20 protein-coding genes are annotated in these 21,349 nt (G+C 70.5%); 2 read left to right on the top strand and 18 right to left on the bottom strand.

Features of this window, described 5'->3' with window-relative positions; translation table 11 throughout:
• Nucleotides 1-29 precede the first annotated feature (29 nt).
• From BLT36_RS14300 to BLT36_RS14260, 9 genes are all read right to left on the bottom strand, one after another.
• On the bottom strand, nucleotides 30-932 hold the full coding sequence (locus BLT36_RS14300) for a F0F1 ATP synthase subunit gamma (protein ID WP_092096157.1): 903 nt from the start codon (nucleotides 930-932) through the stop codon (nucleotides 30-32).
• On the bottom strand, nucleotides 933-2,561 hold the full coding sequence (gene atpA / locus BLT36_RS14295) for a F0F1 ATP synthase subunit alpha (RefSeq protein ID WP_092096155.1): 1,629 nt from the start codon (nucleotides 2,559-2,561) through the stop codon (nucleotides 933-935).
• A gap of 107 nt (nucleotides 2,562-2,668) precedes the next feature.
• On the bottom strand, nucleotides 2,669-3,463 hold the full coding sequence (locus BLT36_RS14290; RefSeq protein ID WP_092096154.1) for a F0F1 ATP synthase subunit delta: 795 nt from the start codon (nucleotides 3,461-3,463) through the stop codon (nucleotides 2,669-2,671).
• 2 nt (nucleotides 3,464-3,465) lie between these two features.
• Nucleotides 3,466-4,032, bottom strand: a complete 567-nt coding sequence (locus BLT36_RS14285) for a F0F1 ATP synthase subunit B (RefSeq protein ID WP_092096152.1) — start codon at nucleotides 4,030-4,032, stop codon at nucleotides 3,466-3,468.
• 9 nt (nucleotides 4,033-4,041) lie between these two features.
• Nucleotides 4,042-4,275, bottom strand: a complete 234-nt coding sequence (atpE, locus tag BLT36_RS14280; RefSeq protein ID WP_092096151.1) for an ATP synthase F0 subunit C — start codon at nucleotides 4,273-4,275, stop codon at nucleotides 4,042-4,044.
• A gap of 61 nt (nucleotides 4,276-4,336) precedes the next feature.
• Nucleotides 4,337-5,149: a F0F1 ATP synthase subunit A gene (atpB, locus tag BLT36_RS14275; RefSeq protein WP_254787692.1), complete on the bottom strand. Its 813-nt coding sequence runs from the start codon at nucleotides 5,147-5,149 to the stop codon at nucleotides 4,337-4,339.
• Nucleotides 5,150-5,301: 152 nt separating this feature from the next.
• A complete protein-coding gene (locus tag BLT36_RS14270) occupies nucleotides 5,302-5,778 on the bottom strand; it encodes a Cg1360 family ATP-synthase-associated protein (RefSeq protein WP_092096148.1) in 477 nt (158 codons plus the stop codon).
• Nucleotides 5,775-7,061, bottom strand: a complete 1,287-nt coding sequence (locus BLT36_RS14265; RefSeq protein ID WP_139166481.1) for an MraY family glycosyltransferase — start codon at nucleotides 7,059-7,061, stop codon at nucleotides 5,775-5,777. Before BLT36_RS14265 ends, BLT36_RS14270 begins: the two co-directional genes overlap by 4 nt.
• Nucleotides 7,058-7,732 carry an L-threonylcarbamoyladenylate synthase gene (locus tag BLT36_RS14260; RefSeq protein WP_092096146.1) on the bottom strand — a complete coding sequence of 225 codons (675 nt, stop codon included), beginning with the start codon at nucleotides 7,730-7,732 and terminating at the stop codon, nucleotides 7,058-7,060. The genes BLT36_RS14265 and BLT36_RS14260 overlap by 4 nt, the downstream gene beginning before the upstream one ends.
• Before the next feature lie 37 nt (nucleotides 7,733-7,769).
• Between BLT36_RS14260 and BLT36_RS14255 the strand changes: the two genes are divergently transcribed.
• Nucleotides 7,770-8,423 carry an HAD family hydrolase gene (locus tag BLT36_RS14255; RefSeq protein WP_254787666.1) on the top strand — a complete coding sequence of 218 codons (654 nt, stop codon included), beginning with the start codon at nucleotides 7,770-7,772 and terminating at the stop codon, nucleotides 8,421-8,423.
• 37 nt (nucleotides 8,424-8,460) lie between these two features.
• Here BLT36_RS14255 and prmC read toward each other — a convergent pair whose 3' ends face one another.
• The 9 genes from prmC to argS form a co-directional block, all read right to left on the bottom strand.
• On the bottom strand, nucleotides 8,461-9,336 hold the full coding sequence (gene prmC / locus BLT36_RS14250) for a peptide chain release factor N(5)-glutamine methyltransferase (protein ID WP_092096524.1): 876 nt from the start codon (nucleotides 9,334-9,336) through the stop codon (nucleotides 8,461-8,463).
• A 32-nt stretch (nucleotides 9,337-9,368) separates the two neighbouring features.
• Nucleotides 9,369-10,451, bottom strand: a complete 1,083-nt coding sequence (gene prfA / locus BLT36_RS14245) for a peptide chain release factor 1 (protein ID WP_092096143.1) — start codon at nucleotides 10,449-10,451, stop codon at nucleotides 9,369-9,371.
• A gap of 3 nt (nucleotides 10,452-10,454) precedes the next feature.
• Nucleotides 10,455-12,725 carry a transcription termination factor Rho gene (gene rho, locus BLT36_RS14240; protein WP_092096142.1) on the bottom strand — a complete coding sequence of 757 codons (2,271 nt, stop codon included), beginning with the start codon at nucleotides 12,723-12,725 and terminating at the stop codon, nucleotides 10,455-10,457.
• A 162-nt stretch (nucleotides 12,726-12,887) separates the two neighbouring features.
• Entirely contained in the window at nucleotides 12,888-13,832 is a 945-nt protein-coding gene (gene thrB / locus BLT36_RS14235; protein ID WP_092096522.1) for a homoserine kinase, read from the bottom strand.
• A 44-nt stretch (nucleotides 13,833-13,876) separates the two neighbouring features.
• Complete coding sequence (thrC, locus tag BLT36_RS14230) at nucleotides 13,877-14,956, bottom strand: threonine synthase (protein ID WP_092096140.1); 1,080 nt, start codon at nucleotides 14,954-14,956, stop codon at nucleotides 13,877-13,879.
• A 74-nt stretch (nucleotides 14,957-15,030) separates the two neighbouring features.
• A complete protein-coding gene (locus tag BLT36_RS14225; protein WP_092096139.1) occupies nucleotides 15,031-16,338 on the bottom strand; it encodes a homoserine dehydrogenase in 1,308 nt (435 codons plus the stop codon).
• Nucleotides 16,339-16,382: 44 nt separating this feature from the next.
• A complete protein-coding gene (gene lysA, locus BLT36_RS14220) occupies nucleotides 16,383-17,810 on the bottom strand; it encodes a diaminopimelate decarboxylase (protein ID WP_092096137.1) in 1,428 nt (475 codons plus the stop codon).
• Nucleotides 17,811-17,923: 113 nt separating this feature from the next.
• Complete coding sequence (locus BLT36_RS14215; protein WP_092096135.1) at nucleotides 17,924-18,679, bottom strand: LmeA family phospholipid-binding protein; 756 nt, start codon at nucleotides 18,677-18,679, stop codon at nucleotides 17,924-17,926.
• A 314-nt stretch (nucleotides 18,680-18,993) separates the two neighbouring features.
• Nucleotides 18,994-20,664 (bottom strand): arginine--tRNA ligase, encoded by a 1,671-nt coding sequence (argS, locus tag BLT36_RS14210; protein WP_092096133.1) that lies wholly within the window; start codon nucleotides 20,662-20,664, stop codon nucleotides 18,994-18,996.
• 59 nt (nucleotides 20,665-20,723) lie between these two features.
• Here argS and BLT36_RS14205 point away from each other — a divergent pair, with 59 nt between their 5' ends.
• The gene (locus BLT36_RS14205) at nucleotides 20,724-21,293 is read left to right on the top strand and encodes a hypothetical protein (protein WP_092096131.1); all 570 of its coding nucleotides are present in this window, start codon (nucleotides 20,724-20,726) and stop codon (nucleotides 21,291-21,293) included.
• Nucleotides 21,294-21,349 lie beyond the last annotated feature (56 nt).

Below are 21,349 nucleotides of genomic sequence, written 5' to 3'. Positions count from 1 at the left end.
GGGATTCTGTCCGCGAGCTGCGCGGACGACTACTTCTTCTTCGACGAGAGGGCGTCGGCGCCGCCGACGATCTCGGAGATCTGCTGGGTGATCTCGGCCTGTCGAGCGTTGTTCGCGAGACGCGTGAAGTCGCGGATGAGCGAATCGGCGTTGTCGCTGGCCGCCTTCATGGCCTTCTGCCGGGCGGCGTGCTCGGAAGCAGCCGACTGGAGCATGGCGTTGAAGATGCGGCTCTCGATGTAGACCGGGAGCAGTGCGTCGAGCACCGCGTCGGCGTCCGGCTCGAACTCGTAGAGCGGGAGCGGCTCGTCGTTCGACGGAGCCTCGACCCCGTCGACGACCTCGAGCGGGAGCAGACGGACGACCTGCGGCTCCTGCGTGGCGAGGCTGAGGAACCGGTTGAAGACGATGTGGATCTCGTCCACGCCGCCCTCGGCCGTGTCCTGGAGGAACTTCGACACGACCGCGTCGCCGATCTCCTTCGCCGTCGAGAACTCCGGCAGGTCGGTGTTGCCGACCCACTGCTGCTCCGACGCACGCTCACGGAACGCGAAGTACCCGACGGACTTGCGTCCGACCAGGTAGAACACCACGTCCTTGCCCTCGCTGCGGAGCAGGGAGGCGAGCTCCTCGCCCTGCTTGAGGACGTTCGTGCTGAACGCGCCGTTCAGGCCACGGTCCGAGGTGAACAGCACCACGGCCGCACGCGTCGACGACTCCGGCTCGGTGGTCAGCACGTGGTCGACGTTCGAGAACGTCGCCACGGCCGACACCGCACGCGTCACGGCCCGCGAGTACGGACCCGACGCGGCCATGCGCGCCTGTGCCTTCTGGATGCGCGACGCCGAGATCAGCTCCATCGCGCGGGTGACCTTCTTCGTGGTCGTCGCGGAGCGGATTCGCTGCCGGTAGACCCGGACCTGTGCTGCCATCTAGCGACGACCCTTGACGATCTGCTCCTGGTCGACGTCGTCGGCCGAGGCGGCCTCGAACTGCTCGGACCCGAGCGTCTTGCCGTCGCTCGTCTGGAAGCTCTTCGAGAACTCGTCGATCTGCTTCTCCATCTCGGCGACGGTGTCGTCGCTGAGCTGGTTCGTCTCACGCAGCGTGTTCAGCACGTCCGAGTTGCGACGCAGGTGGTCGAGCAGCTCGGACTCGAAGCGCAGCACGTCGGGCACGGGGACCTCGTCGAGCTTGCCGTTCGTGCCGGCCCAGATCGAGACGACCTGCTCCTCGACCGGGTACGGCGAGTACTGCGGCTGCTTGAGGAGCTCGGTCAGACGCGCACCGCGCTCCAGCTGACGACGCGACGCCTGGTCGAGGTCGGACGCGAACATCGCGAACGCCTCGAGCGAGCGGTACTGCGCGAGCTCGAGCTTCAGCGTGCCGGACACCTTCTTGATCGACTTCACCTGGGCGTCACCACCGACGCGGGACACCGAGATGCCCACGTCGACAGCGGGACGCTGGTTCGCGTTGAAGAGGTCCGACTGCAGGAAGATCTGGCCGTCGGTGATCGAGATGACGTTGGTCGGGATGTACGCCGAGACGTCGTTCGCCTTCGTCTCGATGATCGGGAGGCCCGTCATCGAACCGGCGCCGAGCTCGTCGGACAGCTTCGCGCAACGCTCCAGCAGACGGGAGTGCAGGTAGAAGACGTCACCCGGGTAGGCCTCGCGGCCCGGCGGACGACGCAGGAGGAGCGACACCGCACGGTAGGCCTCGGCCTGCTTCGACAGGTCATCGAAGATGATGAGGACGTGCTTGCCCTGGTACATCCAGTGCTGGCCGATGGCCGAGCCGGTGTACGGGGCGAGGTACTTGAAGCCGGCCGGGTCGGAGGCCGGGGCGGCGACGATGGTGGTGTACTCCATCGCTCCGGCGTCCTCGAGCGCGCCCTTGACGGAGGCGATCGTGGAGCCCTTCTGACCGATGGCGACGTAGATGCAGCGGACCTGCTTGTCCTCGTCGCCCGACTCCCAGTTGGCCTTCTGGTTGATGATCGTGTCGATCGCGATGGCCGTCTTGCCGGTCTGGCGGTCGCCGATGATCAGCTGACGCTGACCGCGGCCGACGGGGATCATAGCGTCGATGGCCTTGATGCCGGTCTGCAGCGGCTCGTGCACCGACTTGCGGGACATGACGCCCGGAGCCTGGAGCTCGAGCGCACGACGGCCCTCTGCGGCGATCTCGCCGAGACCGTCGATCGGGGCGCCGAGGGGGTCGACGACGCGACCGAGGAAGGCGTCGCCGACGGGAGCCGAGAGGACCTCGCCGGTGCGGGTGACTTCCTGGCCCTCTTCGACGCCGGCGAACTCGCCGAGCACGATGGCGCCGATCTCGTCCTCGTCGAGGTTCTGCGCGAGGCCGAGCGTGCCGTCCTCGAAGCGGATGAGCTCGTTCGCCATGACGCCGGGGAGGCCCTCGACGTGTGCGATGCCGTCGCCCGCGTCGATGACGTGCCCGACCTCGGCCGTGGAGGCCTTCGTCGGCTCGTAGTTCGAGACGAAGTCCTTCAGGGCATCACGGATCTCATCGGGGCTGATGGTGATGTCTGCCATGGGATTTTCCTTGTGGTTTTCCGGGGCCCTTCGGCTCCGAGAGGGTGATGCTGCCCGGTGGGGACAGTTCCCGTTGTGGACTTGGGGTGGCGGGTACGACCGTACGCTCAGCCGGCGAGCTGGAGCCGGAGGTCGGCGAGGCGCGTGGAGACGGTGCCGTCGATGACGTCGCCGCCGACCTGCACCCGGACCCCGCCGACGACCGCGGGGTCGACGACGTGGTTGACGGTGATGTCCTTGCCGTACCGCTCCGACAGACCGCGTGCGACACGGGCCGCCTGCGCTGCCGAGAGCTCGGTCGCGGTGATGACGGTCGCCACGAGCTTGTCGGACTGGTCGGCCACGATGCGCGAGGCGTCGCGGACGAGCTCACCGATCCGGCGGCCGCGGGGCTGCTGGACCAGGGCCGACAGGATCGTCACGGTCTGCACCGAGGCCTTGGCACCGATGAGACGCTCAACGAGCGCGCTCTTCTCTGCCGGGCTGCCGAGCTTCGTGCCGAGCGCCAGCTCGAGACCAGCGTCCGAGCGGACGGCGGTCTCGAAGGCGAACAACTCGGCCTCGATCGGCGTGCCCGGTTCGGCCGTGGCCGCGACGGCGCGGACGCCCGCGTCCTCGATGCCGGCCAGCAGGTCCTGGTGCGACGACCAGCGCGAGCCGGCGACCGCGGTCAGGACCGCCCGCGTTGCCGTGGACTGTCCGGCGAAGACGCGGTCGATGAGGACCTTCTTGCCGACGGTGTCCGCGGTGGGGTCCGCGAGGAGCCCGAGCAGCTGCGACGCACCGGCGATCACACGCCCGGAGGCGAGGATCTCAGCACCGGTCGCCAGGTCGGCGCTGCCGCCGAGATCGGCGAGCACCGCCCTCGTGGACGACAGTGCTTCTCTGGTGGCGCTGCGCATGCTCAGCGCTCCGTCTCTGCCTGCGACGCCTGCGCGTCCTGCGACGACTCGAGGTCGGCGAGGAAGCGGTCGACGACCGCAGTGGCCTTGGCGTCATCCTTGAGGGACTCACCGATGACACCCGACGCGAGGTCGAGCGCGAGCGAGCCGACCTCGGAGCGGAGCGACTGGAGCGCGCTCTGGCGCTCCGCCTCGATCTGCGCCTGGGCGTTGGCCGTGATGCGCGCAGCGTCGGCCGAGGCCTGCTCGCGCACCTCGTTGCCGATCGCCGTGGCGTCGGCCCGAGCCTGCTCGCGGATGCGAGACGCTTCGGCACGCGCGTCGGCGAGCTGCTTGTTGTACTCGTCGAGTGCGGCGGCGGCCTGCTCCTGAGCGGCTTCCGCCTTCTTGATGCCACCCTCGATGGCCTCGGTGCGCTCATCGAGCATCTTCGTGATGCGCGGCGTGACGACACGCCAGAACACCAGGAAGATGATGACGAAGGCCACCGCCGACCAGATGATGTCGTACCACTCGGGGATCAGCGGGTTGTGCGCTGTTTCCGCCGCGAGGATGAGTGCGGTCTGCATCAAGGAGCCTTACGCGAAGATGTAGTACGTCGCGATACCGATGAAGGCCAGGGCCTCGGTGAAGGCGATACCGATGTACATGAGGGTCGTCAGTCGGCCCTGGAGCTCGGGCTGGCGGGCGACGGACTCGATCGTCTTGCCGACGACGATGCCGACGCCGATGGCCGGGCCGATCGCTGCGAGGCCGTAGCCAACCGTCGCGATGTTGCCGTTGATTGCCGCGAGAACGGTCGTTGCGTCCACGTGTTTTCCTTTCGAGGTGCGGGCCCGACGGATGCCGGCCCCGTAGGGGGTCAGTGAGGAATCAGTGCTCGTCGGCCAGCGCCAGCTGGATGTAGACGGCGGTGAGGAGCATGAAGACGTACGCCTGGAGCAGTGCGACGAGGATCTCGAAGAAGCTGAAGGCGATGCCGAAGGCAAGGGTCCCGACGCCGAACACCGAGAACAGGCTGTGCGACTCGACGAAGAAGAACCACGTTGCCGAGAAGAACAGGACGAGCAGCAGGTGCCCGACGACCATGTTCATCAGGAGTCGGAGCGTCAGGGTGACCGGACGGAGCACGAACGTCGACACGAACTCGATCGGCGTCACGATGATGTAGAGGTACCACGGCACCCCGGGCGGGAAGAGGGCGTTGCGGAAGAACGTGCCCGGGTGCTTGCGGACGCCGGCGTAGATGAACGCGAAGTACGCGATCAGGGCCAGCAGCATCGGCATCGCGATACGGCTCGTGCCCTGCAGGTTCAGGAACGGGATGAGACCCGTCAGGTTCATGAACAGTACGCCGAAGAAGATCGTCGACAGCAGCGGGAGGAACCGCTTGCCGTCCTTCTCGCCGAGGTTGTCGAAGGCGTTGCGGCGCACGACGTCGAAGCCGTACTCGATGAACGCCTGACCCCGGCTCGGGACCAGCTTGAGCGACCGGGTCCCCACGAAGGCGAACACCAGGAGCACTGCGACCGCGATGAAGCGGATGATGACGAGTCGGTCGATCTCGAACGGCGTCCCGGCGAAGAAGATCGCATCCGGGAAGAACTCGTTGATCGACGGACCATGGAACTCGGCGGCCTTACTGCTCCCCGCCGCAACGGTGTTGGCCGCAGCGGTGAGGGACAGGGGAAGAGCGTGGGATAGCAGCGCTGTCTCCTGTGTCGGCGCGCGCACGTCATGGCACGCGATGGTGGACTGTGTGGAGGCTGTCACGACCGAGCGGGGCTCCGGACGCGGACGCAACAAACCCTATCAGGTGTGAGAGCCTTCCCGGGCTCTCAGCCGCGTGGGTCGTCCTTCTCAGGATCCGCAGAGCCTGGCAGGGGGACGTCGATCGGCACGCGGCCCTTGGCGACGACGGCCACGTCGATGACCAGGGAGCCGATCACACCGGCGATGATCGCGATCGCGAGCACCGGCGTGTTCACCCAGTCGCGGTCCTTCAGCAGGACCAGCACGACGATGAACACGATGAACTTCACGAGGAACATCCCCATGATCGTGCCGAAGAAGGCACCGGAGATCATCTGGCCCCGCGAGAACCGGATCGCCAGGAGCACGCTCACCGCGGTGAGGCCGCAGAACACGACGCTCATCACCGCGCCGATCAGTCCGCCGGCGAGTCCCGGGCCGCCGGCCACGAGGAAGCCGACCACTCCCCCGACGACGGCCAGGCCGAGCGCGAGGACGGCCCCCTGGACGAGGATCCGGCGGAAGAGCGGGCGGACGTGGTCGAGGCCGTTGGGTGCGGTCACGAGGGGTCTCCAGAGGTCGAGCGGTCGGTGCTGGCGGGGCGCTGCTTCGCGGTGCGGGACGGCCCGGTGACCGGACGGTCACGGGACGCCGCGGCCCGGTCGAGCGGGTCGAGGCTCGCGTCCACCACGGTGGTCGAGCGGGTCGCGGTCTGCGCGGCGAACTCGGCGCGTTTCCGCCCGAGCGGTGCGAACGTCGCGATCGCGCACGCGGTGAACCCGACGGCGACGAACACGACGACCCAGTACCAGTCCACGAAGAGGAACAGCAGGCAGCCGAAGGCCACCGTGGCGGTCCACGCGTAGAAGACGAGCACGGCGTGGAAGTGCGAGTGTCCCATGTCGAGCAGGCGGTGGTGCAGGTGCTTCCGGTCGGCCGAGAACGGCGACTTCCCCGCGCTCAGGCGCCGGGTGACCGCGAGGCCGAAGTCGAGGATCGGCACGATCAGGATCGCGAACGGCAGCAGGATCGGGATGAACGCCGGCAGCAGCGCCTGACGTGTCTGCACCGCGGCGGGGTCGATGTTGCCCGTGACCGACACCGCGCTCGTCGCCATCAGGAAGCCGACCAGCAGGGCTCCGGCGTCGCCCATGAAGAGCTTCGCCGGGTGCCAGTTGAGGATGAGGAACCCGGAACACGCCCCGACGAGCACGGCGGTGAGCAGGGACGGCAGGTTGAAGAAGAACTCCGTCTGCACGACCACGCGGTTGATGAAGAACGTGTAGAGGAAGAACACCCCGCCGGCGATGATCGCGACGCCCGCCACGAGCCCGTCCAGACCGTCGATGAAGTTCACCGCGTTCATCACGAGCACCACCGCCAGCACGGTGAAGATCAGGCTCATGTACGACGAGCCGACGCCGAGCGTGTTGCCGATCGGCAGCGACACGATCGCCACGCCCTGCCACGCCAGGATGCCGGCGGCGATGATCTGCCCCGCCAGCTTCGTCATCCAGTCGAGGTCCCAGATGTCGTCCGCGACACCGAGGACGACGATGATCGTCGCACCGGCGAGGACCGCCAGGACGCGGTTCGGCTCGGAGAACACGAGCCGGAAGTAGTCGGTCCCCGCGATGGACGGGAACAGGAACCAGGCGGCCAGCAGGGAGACGATCACGCCGATGTACATCGCGATGCCGCCGAGCCGCGGGGTCGGGGTGCGGTGCACGTCCCGCTCGCGGACCTTCGGGTACCACTTGTACTTCAGCCCGAGCTTCCACACGATCCAGCTCATGCTGAAGCTCACGACCGCCGCGATGGCCCCCGCGAGCAGGTAGTACTTCATCCGACGAGGTCGGCTCCGACGACCCTGGTGATCTCGTCGTCGGAGATCACGCCGTGCCGGACGATGCGGAGCTTCCCACCGTCGGTGAGCCCGGTCGCGTCGACGATCGTGGAGCCGGTCGAGGCGGCGAAGCCCTCGTGCACCTCGAGCGGTCCGCCGTCGAGGTACACCGCCACGCTGTCGCCGAGCATCGCCTCGGCCTGGTCGACGTCCATCGCGGCCGGGTCGCCGGTCGAGTTCGCGGAGGACACCGCGAGCGGCCCCACCTCCTGCAGCAGTTCGAGCGCGATCCGGGAGTCCGGCATCCGCAGGGCGACCGTGCCCCGCGTCTCGCCGAGGTCCCAGTCGAGGGACGGCTGGGCACGGAGGATGACGGTCAGACCGCCCGGCCAGAACTCGTCGACGAGGTCCCGCACCTGCTGCGGGATGTCGCTGGCCAGCGCCTCGAGCGTCGGCGGCCCCGGGATGAGGACCGGCGGCGGCGACTGGCGGGTGCGGCCCTTCGCGTCGAGGAGGCGCTGGACGGCGGCCGCGCTGAAGGCGTCCGCGGCCACGCCGTAGACGGTGTCGGTGGGGACGACGACGAGCTCTCCGCGTCCGAGTGCGGCACGTGCGAGCCGCATCCCGGTCAGGAGCCCGTCGGAGTCGGTGCAGTCGTATCGGGATGCCATGACTCGACGATGATAGTGCGACACAATGGTGGACATCGTGAACGAGACCTCCGCGCCCCCGCTCCTGTTCCTCTTCGACATGGACGACGTCCTGGTCCGGTACGACTGGAAGGTGCGGATGGCCGCACTCTCCGAGTTCACCGGACACGAGTTCCAGGAGCTCCGCCGGCGCTGGTGGGACTGCGGCAACGAGCAGCGCGCCGAGGCCGGCGGGTTCGCCGACGGGGACGAGTACCTCGCGGCGTTCGAGCGCGCGATGGGCTGCGACGTCCCGGAAGCCGAGTGGGCGCGGATCCGCGGCTCCGCGATGACCGAGCTGCCGGAGCGCATCGAGGCGGTGCGGATCGCCGGCGAGCACGGCCGGGTCGCGCTCCTCACGAACAACGGTCCGCTGGCCGGCCGGTGGATCCACCGCTGGGCGCCGTCGCTGCCGCCGCTGTTCGGAGAGCACCTCGACACGTCGAGCAACTTCGGCGCACGGAAGCCCGAGCCCGAGGTCTTCCGCCGTGCCCTCGAGCACCACGGCGTCCCCGCCGAGCGCACCTTCTTCGCCGACGACATGCCGGAGAACATCGCGGGCGCCCGGAGCGTCGGCATCCACGGCGTCCTCGTCGAGCGCGACACCGACCTCCGCGACGAGGTGCGCGCGTTCGTCGCGGCGCAGGAACGCACGGCGACCCCGGTCGCGTAGACCGGTCGGACGGCCTGGAGGCGCGGCTCGGCGCGCTCTACCGGGTCGCGGTGGTCGTGCGGTCGCGTCCGGTCAGGTCGCGGTGCGTCTCCGGGGAACGGAACCCCCGGCGTGCGAGCACGTCGCGGACGCCGGCGCCCTGCGGTTCGGCGTGCTCGATGACGAGCACTCCCCCGGGCACGAGCAGGCGCCACGCGGTCTCGGCCAGCGCACGCACGGCGTCGAGCCCGTCCGGTCCGCCGTAGAGCGCCATCGCGGGATCGTGGTCACGGACCTCGGGGTCGATCGGCACGGCGTCGTCGGGCACGTACGGCGGGTTCGACACGACGACGGACACCGTGCCGTCGAGCTCGGACAGCGCGTCCGCGAGGTCCCCCTCGACGAGCCGGACCGTCCCGCCGTGGGCGTCGATGTTGCGCCGGGTCCACGGGAGCGCCTCGGGCGACCGCTCGACGGCGTACACCACGGCGTTCGGCACCTCGGTGTCCATGGCGATCGCGATGGCGCCGCTGCCGGAGCCGAGGTCGACCGCGATCGGCTCCGAGACCGGGACCGCGCGGAGTGCGTCGATGCCGAACTGCACGACGCCCTCGGTCTCGGGCCGCGGCACGAACACGCCGGGGCCGACCGCCAGGGTCAGCGCCCGGAAGTACGCCTCGCCGGTGATGTGCTGCAGCGGCTCGCGGGTGACGCGCCGGGCGACGGCGTGCCGGAACCGCTCGACGTGCTCCGACGCGATCGCACCACCTGTCATCGCGCGGGCCTGCACGGCGCCGCGCGAAGTGTCGGTCGCCCACGCGAGCAGCAGTTCCGCGTCGACCTGCGGGGTGGGCACGCCCGCGCCGACGAGCGCCGCGGTCGCCTCCCGCAGGAGGCGATCCGCGGCGAACGTGACGGGCCCGTCGGAGGTGATCCGCGCCTCCAGGCCGTCTGCCGTGTCGTCGGTCACGCGTCCTGGTCGCCGATGGCGGCCAGACGTGCCTCTTCGTCCGCCGTGATGGCGGACTGGATGACGGGCTCGAGCGCACCGTTCATGACGCGGTCCAGGTCGTACGCCTTGTACCCGGTGCGGTGGTCCGCGATGCGGTTCTCCGGGAAGTTGTACGTGCGGATGCGCTCGGAACGGTCCATGCCGCGGATCTGCGACTTGCGCGCGTCCGAGGCGATGGCGTCGAGCTCCTCCTGCTGCTTCGCGAGGATGCGGGCGCGTAGCACGCGCATGCCCGCCTCCCTGTTCTGCAGCTGCGACTTCTCGTTCTGCATCGCGACCGTGATGCCCGTGGGCAGGTGCGTGATGCGGACCGCGGAGTCCGTGGTGTTGACCGACTGACCGCCGGGACCGGAGGACCGGTACACGTCGATCTTCAGGTCGTTCTGGTTGATCTGGACCTCTTCGGGCTCGTCGACCTCGGGGAACACCAGCACGCCCGTGGTGGAGGTGTGGATGCGCCCCTGCGACTCGGTCGCCGGCACACGCTGCACGCGGTGCACGCCGCCCTCGTACTTGAGGTGCGCCCACACGCCCTGGGACGGGTCGGTCGTGTTCGACTTGATCGCGACCTGGACGTCCTTGTAGCCGCCGAGGTCGGACTCGGTCCGCTCGAGCATCTCGATCTTCCAGCCCTTGGACTCGGCGTAGTGCGAGTACATGCGCAGGAGGTCGGCCGCGAAGAGCGCCGACTCCTCGCCGCCCTCACCGCCCTTGATCTCCATGATCACGTCGCGCCCGTCGTCCGGGTCGCGCGGGATGAGCAGCCGGCGGAGACGCTCCTGGCGCTCCGACAGCTGCTCCTCGAGCGCCGGGACCTCGTCCGCGAACGCCTCGTCCTCACGGGCGAGCTCCTGGGCGGCGGCGAGGTCGTCCCCCGCCGCCTTCCAGGCCTCGTACGCGGACTTGATCTGGTTGAGCTCGGCGTACCGCCGGTTCACCTTCTTCGCCCGGGCCGCATCGGCGTGGAGCGCGGGGTCCGACAGCTGCTGCGTCAGGTCCTCGTGTTCCGCCAGCAGCCCTGCCACCGACTCGAACACGCGTTACTCCTGGTGACCGTTGTGGTGGCCACCAGTGGTCGGGACCGACTTCTGCACCTGCACCAGGAACTCGACGTTCGACTGCGTCTCCTTGAGATTCCGCAGGACGATCTCGAGGGCCTGCTGCGGGTCGAGCCCGGCGAGGGCCCGGCGCAGACGCCAGGTGATCTTCACCTCGTCCGCGGAGAGCAGCTGCTCCTCGCGACGGGTGCCGGAGGCGTTGACGTCGACGGCCGGGAAGATCCGCTTGTCCGCGAGGTGGCGGTTGAGGCGGAGCTCCATGTTGCCGGTGCCCTTGAACTCCTCGAAGATCACCTCGTCCATCTTCGACCCGGTCTCCACGAGCGCCGTGGCGAGGATGGTCAGCGAGCCGCCGTCCTCGATGTTGCGCGCGGCGCCGAAGAAGCGCTTCGGCGGGTACAGGGCCGACGAGTCGACGCCACCGGAGAGCACGCGACCGGAGGCCGGCGTCGCCAGGTTGTAGGCGCGACCCAGGCGGGTGATCGAGTCGAGGAGCAGGACCACGTCGTGGCCGAGCTCGACGAGGCGCTTCGCACGCTCGATGGCCAGCTCGGCGACCGTGGTGTGGTCCTCTGCCGGACGGTCGAAGGTCGAGGCGATGACCTCGCCCTTCACCGTGCGCTGCATGTCGGTGACCTCTTCGGGCCGCTCGTCGACGAGGACGACCATCAGGTGCGCCTCGGGGTTGTTCTTGGCGATCGCGTTGGCGATGGCCTGGAGCACGACGGTCTTGCCGGCCTTCGGCGGGGAGACGATGAGACCGCGCTGGCCCTTGCCGATCGGCGACACGAGGTCGATGATCCGCGTGGACAGCTTGCCCGGCTCGGTCTCGAGGCGGAGACGCTCGTTCGGGTACAGCGGCGTGAGGTCCTGGAAGTCGACGCGGGCGGCGGCCTCGTCAGCGGTCTGCCCGTTGACGGAGTCGACCTTCACGAGCGCGTTGTACTTCTGGCGGCTCTGCTGCTCGTTGTCCCGCGGCTGCTTGATCGCACCGACGACGGCGTCGCCCTTGCGCAGGTGGTACTTCTTCACCTGGCCGAGGGACACGTACACGTCGTTCGGTCCCGGCAGGTAACCGGTGGTGCGCACGAAGGCGTAGTTGTCGAGGACGTCGAGGATGCCCGCGATCGGGATGAGGACGTCGTCCTCGGTGATCTCCGGCTCGAACTCGTCGTTCTGGCCGCCGCGGCCGCGCTTGCGGTCACGCTGGCGCCGGCTCCGGCCGTTCTCGGCCTCGTCGGCGGCGTGCTGCTGGGCCTGGGCCTGCTGCTGCTGGGCCTGCGTCTGCTTCTGGCCCTGCTTCTGCTGGCCGTTCTGCTTCTGGTCGTTCTTGTCGTCCTGCTGGCCGTTCTGCTGCTGGCCCTGCTGGTTCTTCTGGCCGCCGTTCTGCTGGCCGCCGTTCTGCTGACCGTTCTGCTGGCCGTTCTGCTGCTGGCCCTGCTTCTGGTCCTGCTTCTGGTCGGCGGAACCGTTCTGGTCGTTCTGCTCGCCGTCGGCGTTCTGCCCACGACCGCGACCACGGCCACGGCTGCGACGGCCGCGACGCGAACCGCCCTCGCCCTGCTGGTCGGCGTCGGACTGGTCCTGGCCGGAGCCGTTCTGGCCGTCCTGCGCGTCGTCGGCGTCGCGTGCGTCGTCGTCCGACGCTGCCGACTGCTCGTCGCGGGCGCCCTGCGCCTGCTCGGCCTGCTGGCCGTTCTGCGACTGCTGACGGTTCTGGTCCTGCTGGCCCTGCTCGGTCTGGGCTCCGCGGCCACGACCGCGGCGCTGGCCGCCGGTCTGCGCGGCTTCCTGGGCGTCCTTCTCGGCGCGCACCTGGTCGAGCCCGGCGAGGAGGTCCTCGGTGCCGGTGTGGGCGTGGTTGGTGTGCTCGGCGGCCGAGGTCGGCGCGGCGTTCACGGTGCCGCCGGAGGATGCGCGGCGCGAGCGACGGGCACGCGAGGACGCGGGCTGCTCGGCCGGGGCCTCGGTCGCGGAGGCGGCCTCGGCCGGCTCGGGCAGCGTCGGCTGCGCGGCCGGGGCCTCGGTCGGAGCGGCCGCGGCGGGTGCCTCGGCCGGGACGACGGCGGCCGGGGCTGCCGGTGCCTCGTCCGTCACGGGACGCTTGTCCTCGATCGAGGCGATGAGGTCGCCCTTGCGGAGCTTGGAGAGCCCGGTGATGCCGAGCGAGGAGGCGATGCGCTGGAGTTCCGGGAGACGGAGGGCGCGCAGATCGCTGGGGATCTCCACCTGGGTGGAGTCGTTGTTGGTCAAGATCGGTGTTTCCTTTCGAACCGCAGAACGCGGAGAGTTTCCACCGTCCCGGATGCACGGGTATGCATCGACCGCCGTTCAGACGACGGACCGGGATTCGGTGATCAGAAAGAGATTGCCCCCGCGCACCGGACCCTGCGCGGCGAGGAGAATTCCTGGCGCCTACGCGGGTTCGGCTTCGAGCGCCGAGTGCGGCACCACTGTAGCACCACCCAGATCGACGGCCAGCATGAGCGCCCGCCAGTCGGATTCGCCGTGGCGCGACACGAGTTCCGCGGCCGTCAGGCGCTGCGCGGGGTCGCTGCCGAGGACCAGGAGGCTCGGGCCGGCACCGGAGACGACGGCCGCGAGACCGTGCTGGCGGAGCAGGCGGATGAGGGCGTCGGTCTCCGGCATGGCACTGGCGCGGTACGCCTGGTGCAGTCGGTCCTCAGTCGCCGCCAGGAGGAGCTCCGGGCTCTGGATGAGCGCCGCGACGAGCAGGGCCGAGCGGGAGACGTTGAACGCGGCGTCCTCGTGCGGGACGCTCGCGGGCTGCAGGGAGCGGGCGAGCTTGGTCGAGAGCGTCGACGTGGGCACGAAGACCACCGGCGCGACACCGCGGTGCACCAGGAGCCGCTTGTAGGCGGGCCCCTCGGCGGTCATCCACGCGATCGTCAGACCACCGAACAGGGCGGGGGCCACGTTGTCCGGGTGCCCCTCCATCTCGGTCGCCAGTCGCAGCAGGGTCGAGGCGTCGAGGTCGACCACGCCCTCGAGCAGGCCGCGCGCCGCCATCAGGCCGGCGACGATGGCCGCGGCGGACGACCCCATGCCGCGGCCGTGCGGGATCGCGTTCCGGGCGTGCAGCTCGAGCCCGGGCTGCGGGACACCGGCGTGCTCGAGCCCGCGGCGGATCGCCCGGACGACGAGGTTCGTGTCGTCCATCGCGACCTCGCCGGAGCCGACGCCCTCGACCGTGACGGTCGCACCGGGTTCCGGGCGCACCCGCACGACGACCTCGTCGTACAGCGAGAGTGCGAGCCCCAGGGAGTCGAAGCCGGGACCCAGGTTGGCGGACGTCGCCGGGACCCGCACGCGGACCGCCCGTCCGGCCGGTACAGCGATGTGGGCGGTGATGCCCTCCCCCGGTCCGGACGAGCGGTCGGTGCTCACGCCGCGCCGACCAGTCCGAGCACGTCGGCGATCGCCGTGGTGTCGACGGGCACGCTCGTCGGCGTGACCTCGCCGCCGTCCTGGGTGCGGAGGGCCCACTGCGGGTCCTTCAGGCCGTGACCGGTCACGGTGATGACGACCTTCGCGCCCTTCGGCACGACGCCGGCGTCGGCACGCTCGAGGAGACCGGCGACGCCGATCGCGGACGCGGGCTCGACGAAGACGCCGACCTCGGCCGACAGGATGCGGTGCGCGGCGAGGATGGCCTCGTCGGTGATGGCGCCGAAGTAGCCGTCGGTCTCGTCGCGGGCCTCGAGGGCGAACTGCCACGACGCCGGGTTGCCGATGCGGATCGCCGACGCGATCGTGTCCGGGTGCTTGACGACCTCGCCACGGACGATCGGGGCGGAGCCGGCGGCCTGGAAGCCGAACATCCGCGGCAGGCGGGTCGAACGTCCGGCGGCGACGTCCTCGCGGTACCCGCGGGAGTACGCCGTGTAGTTGCCCGCGTTGCCGACCGGCAGGAAGTGGAAGTCCGGCGCGTCACCGAGCACGTCGACGACCTCGAACGCGGCGGTCTTCTGCCCCTCGATGCGGTCGTTGTTCACGGAGTTGACGAGGTGCACCGGGTAGTTCGCGGCGAGGTCACGCGCGATGTCGAGGCAGTCGTCGAAGTTGCCCTGGACCTGCAGCAGCTGCGCGTCGTGCGCGACGGCCTGGCTGAGCTTGCCCATCGCGATCTTCCCCTCGGGCACGAGCACGGCGGCCGTGATGCCGGCGTGCGTCGCGTACGCGGCGGCGGACGCACTCGTGTTGCCGGTGGAGGCGCAGATCACGGCCTTCGCCCCGTGCTCGACGGCCTTCGAGATCGCCATCGTCATGCCGCGGTCCTTGAAGGAACCGGTCGGGTTCATGCCCTCGAACTTGACGTAGACCTCGGCGCCGGTGCGCTCGGACAGCCGTCGCGCCGGGATGAGCGGGGTGCCGCCCTCACCGAGCGTGACGATGGGCGTCGCCTCGGTCACGTCGAGTCGGTCGGCGTACTCGCGCAGGACTCCCTGCCACTGGTGGGCCATCAGGCTCCCCTTCTTGTTCGTTCGGGCGTTCGTGTGGGGTACGACGACGTCGGCGCCGACGACCCCGTGGTCGGTCAGGCGCCGACGACCCGCAGGACGCTGGTGACCTCGGCGACGACGTCCTCGTTGCGGAGCGCCACCACCGTGTTCGCCAGGTCGGACTCGCGCGCCAGGTGCGTGCCGATGACCAGTGTGGCCGTCGCGTCGGCGCCGGTGGCGACGGTCTGCTCCACCGTCTCGACGCTGACGCCGTGCTTGGCGAGCACGCCGGCGACGGTGGACAGCACGCCGGGGGCGTCCGTCACGTGCAGCGTGATCTGGTAGCGGGTGCGGACCGTGCCGATCGGGAAGACGGGCATCGCGGCCTGGGTGGACTCTGCGACTCCCGGGCCGCCGATGACGTGCCGGCGTGCGGCCGACACCAGGTCGCCGAGGACGGCGGACGCGGTCTCGACCCCACCGGCTCCGGCGCCGTAGAACATCAGGTCGCCGGCGGCCTCTGCCTCGACGAACACGGCGTTCTTCGCACCGTGCACGCTCGCCAGCGGGTGCGACTCGGGGACGAGCGCCGGGTACACGCGGGCGCTGACGCCCTCGGTGCCGGACTCGTCGGTGAGGCGCTCGGCGGTCGCGAGGATCTTCACGACGTAGCCGGCCTTGCGTGCGGCACGGACCTGCTCGATCGTGACGGACGTGATGCCCTCGCGGTGGACGGCGGCGAGCGGCACCGAGGTGTGGAACGCCAGCGACGCCAGGATCGCGGCCTTCTGCGCGGCGTCGTAGCCCTCGATGTCGGCCGTCGGGTCGGCTTCGGCGTACCCGAGCTCCGTCGCGGTGGCGAGGGCGTCCTCGAAGGTCGCGCCCTCTCGGTCCATCAGGTCGAGGATGAAGTTGGTGGTGCCGTTGACGATGCCCATGATCCGGACGATCCGGTCCCCGGCGAGCGAGTCGTGCAGCGGCCGGATGATCGGGATCGCACCGGCGACGGCCGCCTCGTAGTAGAGCTGCGCGCCCACCTGCTCAGCGGCGGCGAAGAGCTCCGGGCCGTGCGTGGCGAGGAGTGCCTTGTTGCCCGTGACGACGTCCGCGCCGGACTGCAGCGCCTGCAGCACGAGCGTCCGCGCGGGTTCGATGCCGCCGATCAGCTCGACGACGATGTCCGCGCCGAGGATCAGCGACTCCGCGTCCGTCGTGAAGAGCTCCTTCGGCAGGTCCACGTCACGTGCGGCGTCGACGTCGCGGACGGCGATCCCCACGAGCTCGAGGCCCGCTCCGGCGCGCGATGCCAGCTCGTCACCGTGTTCGAGGAGCAGCCGGGCCACCTGAGAACCGACCGAGCCGGCTCCGAGCAGCGCGACGCGGACGTTGCGGTATTCGATCATCTGGGAGGTGTTCCTATCGGTGGGGGTCAGCCCGGTCGGTCGGGTCACCGACCGGTGCCGGGCACGGGCGCGACCCCGGTGTCGCGGGCGAGGAGGTCGTCGATCGACTCGCCACGCACGAGGATACGGGCTGCACCGTCGGCGACGGCGACGACCGGCGGACGACCGACGTGGTTGTAGTTGCTCGCGAGGCTCCAGCAGTAGGCACCGGTGGCGGCCACGGCGAGGAGGTCCCCGCGCTGCACGTCGCCCGGCAGGTACTCGTCGTTCACCACGACGTCGCCGCTCTCGCAGTGCTTCCCGACGACGCGGGTGAGCACGGCCGGGGCGTCCGACGTCCGGACGAGCCGCGCCGTGTAGTCGGCACCGTAGAGCGCCGGACGGACGTTGTCGCTCATGCCGCCGTCGACGGAGACGTAGGTGCGGGTCGCCGAGACGCCGGGCACGCCGGTCTGGTCGTCCGGCAGGGTCACCGGCTTGATCGTCCCCACGCGGTACAGCGTGATCCCGGGCGGACCGACGATGTACCGCCCCGGCTCGACCGCGACCTCGGGCACCGGGATGTCCCGCTCGGCGCAGGCCTCGGCCACGATGGTCGCCAGCGCGTCGGCGACGTCCTCCGGCTCGAAGGCGGAGTCGGCCTCGGTGTAGTCGATGCCCCAGCCGCCGCCGAGGTTGAGCTCCGGCACCGGCCCGGACGCCACCAGGGTCGCGTGCACGTCCATCAGGCGACGAGCAGCCTCGCGGAAGCCGGACTCGTCGAAGATCTGCGAGCCGATGTGCGAGTGCAGCCCGACGAACGCGAGCGAGGGCTCGGCACGCACGGCCTCGGCCGCGTCCACCGCTTCGCTGAGCGGGATGCCGAACTTCTGGTCCTCGCGCGCGGTGGCGAGGTAGTCGTGGGTGGAGGCGTGGACGCCGCTGTTGATCCGGATGCGCACGCGCTGCACGATCCCGGCCTCGGCTGCGGCACGGGCGACGCGCCGCACTTCCTCGTGGCTGTCGAGGACGATCGTGCCGACCCCGACCTCGACCGCACGGGCGATCTCGGCGTCGGACTTGTCGTTGCCGTGGAAGCCGAGCATCGCCGGGTCGGCTCCCCCGGCCAGCGCCACCGCGAGCTCGCCACCGGTGCAGACGTCGAGCCGGAGGTCCGCCTCGGCCATCCACGCGGCGACGTGGGTCGTCAGGAACGCCTTGCCCGCGTAGTAGACGTGCGCCCGGGTGCCGATGCGCTCGAACGCCTCGGTGAAGGCGTTCCGCACCCGGACCGCCCGCGACTGGACGTCACGCTCGTCGACCACGTACAACGGCGTGCCGTACTGCAGGACCAGGTCGGACGCACTGACGCCGCCGACGGCGAGCTCGCCGTCGTCGGTGCGCGTCGCGGACGCCGGCCAGATGCGCGCCTCGAGCGCGGACGGGTCCGACGGGAACCGCAGTCGCTGCGGGGCAAGGGGGTTCTCGCTCACGGGACCCGATCCTACCGAGCCGAGCCGTGCCTCCAGGCCGCGTTACGCGCCACGCACCCGGCCGGACGCGCCGCACCACCCGGCCACGCGCCCGGCCGCCCGCGCCCAGCCGCTCAGTCGCAGGTCCCCACGGTCTGCAGCCCCTGCTCGTTGAGCGGCAGCGAGTCGGCCGTGACGCGCACCGACGCCTCGGACGAGGTGATGTCGAGCGACCGCACGCGGAGCTGCGACGGCAGGAACCGGGCGGTGCACACCTCGACCGGCACGTTCGTGACGCCCGGGATCGAGTCCACCTTGAGGCCGAGCGCCGAGTTGGTGATCCGCACGGTCTTCGGGGTGATCGTGATGCCCGTGCCGTCAGCCTGGGCGACGACCGCGCCCTTCGCCGCGTAGGTGATGTCGTAGCCGAGCACGGCGGTCTTGCCGGAGAGCTCGACACCCCCGTCGGCCAGGCTCAGCCGGTCGAACAGCGGGCTGTACTTCGCCAGGTCCTTGACGCTCGACGCCGCGAGGGTGACGTTGCCGTCCACGTCGTGCACGTCGCCCTTGCCGTCGATCGGGACGTCGTGCGCGGTGACGTCGGCGGCGAGCGGGACGCCGTCGACCGTGAGCTTCTCGGAGGAGATCTCCACGTCGTCGAGGCTCCCCCGGATCAGCTGCGGCATGACGACGCCGTTCGCGTGCGCCTCGACCGTGCCGGTGGCGCCGTCCGGCAGGGACTGCTCGACCTGCTGGGCGATCATGCGGTCGACGACGCCGCGGAGCACGAACTCGGCGACGACCACGAGCGCGGCCAGGACGAGCACGACGGCGACGAGGACGACGGGCCAGCGGCGGCGTGTGCGAGGGGTCGGGGTGGCGGCGGACATGCGTCCCACCTTGCCAGGGTGATCTCGTTGCGAGCCTGGAGGCCCGTGGGACGCCCGCCTCGCGGGTCGCGGCGCGCGGGTGGCCGCGGCTACGGCCCGGTCGGTGCGTCGGCCCGGTGGTCGCGTCGGCGGGCTGGTCGTTACGCCGGCCCGTTCGGTGCGGCGCACAACCAAAGTCACCCCGAACCGGGGATCGCGTCGGTTCGGGGTGACTTCGGTTGTGCGGAGTGTGCGAGCGCCGGGCGCGGCGGCTACGCGTGTGCGGAGCGAGCGCCGAGCGCCGGGCGCCGGGCGTCGGGCGCCGGGCGCGGCGGCTACATGCGCTCGGGCGCCGTCACGCCGAGCAGACCCAGACCGTTGCGGACGACCTGGCCGGTGGCGTCGTTCAGCCACAGGCGCGTTCGGTGCAGGTCGGTCACGGTCTCGTCGCCGAGCGGCGTCACACGGCAGGCGTCGTACCAGCGGTGGTAGAGCCCGGCGAGCTGCTCGATGTACCGGGCGATGCGGTGCGGCTCGCGGAGCTCCGCCGCCTGCCGCACCACGCGCGGGTACTCGGCCAGGGCACCGAGCAGGGCGCTCTCCGTCTCGTGCGTGAGGAGCGAGGCGTCGAACGCGGACCGATCCACCCCGGAGGCGGCGGCGTTCCGCGCCACGGACTGCGTGCGGGCGTGCGCGTACTGCACGTAGAACACGGGGTTGTCGTTCGTGCGCTTGACGAGCAGGTCGAGGTCGATGTCGATCGCGGTGTCGCTGGCGAACCGGACGAGCGAGTACCGGCCAGCGTCCACGCCCACGGCGTCGACGAGGTCCTCCATCGTGACGATCGTGCCCGCGCGCTTCGACATGCGCATCGGCTCGCCGTCCTTGAGCAGATTGACCATCTGCCCGATGAGGATCTCGAGGTTCTTGCCCGGCTCGTCGCCGAACGCGGCACACATCGCCATCATCCGGCCGACGTAGCCGTGGTGGTCCGCGCCGAGCATGATCAGGTTCCGCTCGAACCCGCGCTCGCGCTTGTCGAGGTAGTACGCCAGGTCGCCCGCGATGTACGCCGGTTCGCCGTCGGACTTGATGACGACGCGGTCGCGGTCGTCGCCGAAGTCGGTCGTGCGGAGCCACTCGGCACCCTCGGCCTCGTACATCGCGCCCGCCGAACGGAGCCGGTCGATGGCACGCTCGACGGCCTTCGACTCGTGCAGGGCGTTCTCGTGGAAGTACACGTCGAAGTCGACGCCGAAGTCGTGCAGCGACGCCTTGATGTCCGTGAACATGAACTCGACGCCTTCGCGCCGGAACAGCTCCTGCGCTTCGTCGCGGGGCATGTCGCGGACGTCGGTGCCGGGCTCGAACGTCGCGATGACGCGGGCCGCGATGTCCGAGATGTACGCGCCGCCGTAGCCGTCCTCCGGCGTGGGCTCGCCGAGGGCCGAGGCCACCAGGGACCGCGCGAACCGGTCGATCTGCGCACCGTGGTCGTTGAAGTAGTACTCACGCGTGACGAGGCCACCCTGCGCCTGGAACACCCGGGCGAGGCTGTCGCCCACCGCGGCCCAGCGCACGCCGCCCATGTGGATCGGGCCGGTCGGGTTCGCGGACACGAACTCGAGGTTGATCCGGACGCCGTCGTAGAGGTCGCCGTTCCCGAAGGACGAGCCGGACTCGACGATCGTGCGGGCGATCTCGCCCGCAGCAGCGGCCTCGAGCGTGATGTTGATGAACCCGGGGCCGGCGACGTCGACGGTGGCCACGCCGTCGAGCTCGGTCAGCTCGCTGGCGATCTCCGTCGCGAGCTCGCGCGGGTTCGTGCCGAGCCGCTTCGCGAGCTGCATCGCGGCGTTCGACGCCCAGTCGCCGTGCGCGCGGTTCTTCGGACGCTCGAGGGTCACGTGGGACTCCTCGACGGTCACGGTGTCGGACGCGCCGCGTCGCTCGACGATCCCGGTCAGGATCGACAGGTACGCAGCGGAGAGTTCGGCAGGAGTCACGAGGGTCGAGTCTACCGGGATGCCCAGGTCCTCCCCGGTCGATGCACCATCATGGCGGGATGACCACCCGCAGCCGCGTCCGGGCGATCAGCGCCGCCGTGCTCACCGTGTCCGCGTCCGTCCTGCTGGTGGCGTGCTCGGGCGGCGGCAGCCCCGCCCCGAGCGCGAGTCCCGCGCCGGTCGGCAAGCGGGTGACGCAGACGTGCGGCGACCTGCTGCCCGCCGGGTCGCTCGACGTGTACGGCACGACGTTCGCCATCGACCGCGGCTACGAGCCCGAGAAGGGCTCGCCGGCTGCCCGGATCGCCCAGCAGCGCGGGCGCGTCTGCCAGTGGAAGGCCACCGACGACACCGCGACGACCATCACCGTCGCCGTCGCGGACCTGCCTGAGAAGTCGCTCACGAACCTCAAGGACGCGCTCTACCAACGGGGCGGATCCGTCCCCACCTACCGCGTTGAGGGGTACTTCTCGCTCACCGACGGCGTCGGTCGCGCCGACGCCTTCGCGGATCCGTACTGGATCACCGCGTCATCGACGCTCTTCACCGAACCCGGCGGTGCCCAGCCCGTCATCGACGCGGTGCGGGCCGTCGTGCAGCCGACCGCGTCCGCCACGCCGGCCGGCTGACCGCAGGATCCGACTGCCTGGAGGCGCGTGGCGGGGCCGCCACGGGCCTCCCGTCC

This window comes from Curtobacterium sp. UNCCL20, assembly GCF_900101675.1.
Lineage (GTDB): Bacteria > Actinomycetota > Actinomycetes > Actinomycetales > Microbacteriaceae > Curtobacterium.
This window is presented reverse-complemented; position numbering and strand designations above follow the sequence as displayed.

Bases quoted from the DNA above. Each gene is read 5' to 3' on its own strand.
- BLT36_RS14300 (WP_092096157.1), bottom strand. From the start codon at position 932: ATGGCAGCACAGGTCCGGGTCTACCGGCAGCGAATCCGCTCCGCGACG.
- atpA (WP_092096155.1), bottom strand. From the start codon at position 2,561: ATGGCAGACATCACCATCAGCCCCGATGAGATCCGTGATGCCCTGAAG.
- BLT36_RS14290 (WP_092096154.1), bottom strand. From the start codon at position 3,463: ATGCGCAGCGCCACCAGAGAAGCACTGTCGTCCACGAGGGCGGTGCTC.
- BLT36_RS14285 (WP_092096152.1), bottom strand. From the start codon at position 4,032: ATGCAGACCGCACTCATCCTCGCGGCGGAAACAGCGCACAACCCGCTG.
- BLT36_RS14265 (WP_139166481.1), bottom strand. From the start codon at position 7,061: ATGAAGTACTACCTGCTCGCGGGGGCCATCGCGGCGGTCGTGAGCTTC.
- BLT36_RS14260 (WP_092096146.1), bottom strand. From the start codon at position 7,732: ATGGCATCCCGATACGACTGCACCGACTCCGACGGGCTCCTGACCGGG.
- thrC (WP_092096140.1), bottom strand. From the start codon at position 14,956: ATGGCCCACCAGTGGCAGGGAGTCCTGCGCGAGTACGCCGACCGACTC.
- BLT36_RS14225 (WP_092096139.1), bottom strand. From the start codon at position 16,338: ATGATCGAATACCGCAACGTCCGCGTCGCGCTGCTCGGAGCCGGCTCG.
- BLT36_RS14215 (WP_092096135.1), bottom strand. From the start codon at position 18,679: ATGTCCGCCGCCACCCCGACCCCTCGCACACGCCGCCGCTGGCCCGTC.
- BLT36_RS14205 (WP_092096131.1), top strand. From the start codon at position 20,724: ATGACCACCCGCAGCCGCGTCCGGGCGATCAGCGCCGCCGTGCTCACC.